The sequence below is a fragment of the Paracoccus litorisediminis genome, assembly GCF_009711205.1.
GTDB classification, from domain to species: Bacteria; Pseudomonadota; Alphaproteobacteria; order Rhodobacterales; family Rhodobacteraceae; genus Paracoccus; species Paracoccus litorisediminis.
Window position 1 is genome coordinate 1 of record NZ_WMIG01000060.1, and the last position, 1,358, is coordinate 1,358.

1 protein-coding gene is annotated in these 1,358 nt (G+C 62.2%); it reads left to right on the top strand.

Annotated features, from left to right (window positions below; translation table 11 throughout):
* Positions 1-49 precede the first annotated feature (49 nt).
* Positions 50-1,078: an IS110 family RNA-guided transposase gene (locus GL300_RS26035; RefSeq protein WP_155042576.1), complete on the top strand. Its 1,029-nt coding sequence runs from the start codon at positions 50-52 to the stop codon at positions 1,076-1,078.
* The last annotated feature ends 280 nt before the right edge of the window (positions 1,079-1,358 follow it).

Sequence of the window (1,358 nt, forward strand, 5' to 3'; positions counted from 1 at the left end):
CATCGGTGTGCCAAGGTGGGTCTGCGAGGATCCACACAGGAGAGCGGTCATGTCGGAGATTATCACGGTCGGGCTCGATCTGGCGAAGCATGTGTTTCAGGCTCATGGGGCTGATGTCTCCGGTCGTGCAGTTCTGCGTCAGAAGCTGCGACGAGATCAGGTGTTAGACTTCTTCGGTCGACTTCCTTCTTGCGTTGTCGCGATGGAAGCCTGCGGCGGTGCGCATTTCTGGGGCCGCGAGATTGGCAAACTGGGCCATGAAGTGCGGCTGATTCCGCCCGCCTATGTGAAGCCCTTCGTCAAGCGCCAGAAGAATGATGCCGCCGATGCCGAGGCGATCTGCGAAGCCGCGATGCGCCCGACGATGCGTTTTGTGCCGGTGAAGGGCGAGGAGACCCAAGGGGCAGCGATGGTCTTCCGTATCCGGGAACTTCTGATCCGCCAACGCACACAGGCGATCAACGCCCTGCGCGGACATCTGAGCGAGTTCGGTCAGATCGCGCCTCAGGGTGCTGCCAACGCTGCGCGACTGATTGCGATCGTCGAGGATCGGGACAGCGGTCTGCCCGTCGATGCAATCACCGCGCTGGAGGGGCTAGTTGCGGCGCTCCGGCATATCGAAACGGAGATCGGGAAGCTGGATGCCGAGATCAGCCGACGGGCCAAGGGGAACGAGGTCGCCCGGCGACTGATGACAATCCCGGGTATCGGGCCCCTGATCGCCACGGCGCTCGCAGTCCTGGCGCCGCCGCCTGAAACGTTCCGCAAGGGGCGAGACTTTGCAGCTTGGCTTGGCCTCACGCCTCGCCAGCATTCGACAGGCGGTAAGCAGCGGCTCGGGGCGACAACGAAGATGGGCGAGCGATCCCTGCGGCGCCTGTTGATCATCGGTGCCAACAGCGTGATTATAAAACGCCACGCCCATATCTCGGCCAGACCAGGCTCATGGTTGGGCGACATGCTGACGCGCAAGCCGCCAATGCTGGTGCGGGTAGCGCTGGCGAACAAGATGGCGCGCATCGTTTGGGCCTTGATGGCCCGGGGTGGCGTCTACAAGGCTCCGGCCGCAACGGCGTAAGCCGTCAAGGTCGCGAGGACGTCGGAGCAAAAGAGGGCAAGGAGCAGTTTGGCGCAATCGTCGTGAGACGGGATCGGGAGAACCAGTGTGCAACAGAGTGCCTTCGAGCACGCGGCTTTGATCTGGACCCGACCTGCGAACACCATACGGGCCCGCGGCATGATAAGGTCGCAACAGAGGCCGGACACATGTCAGCACCCGATGACACGCCAAAAGAAGCTCTGAAAATTCCTCTTGCGCAAGGGGCGGTTACACATGTTGCACAAATCGGCGGAGGGTC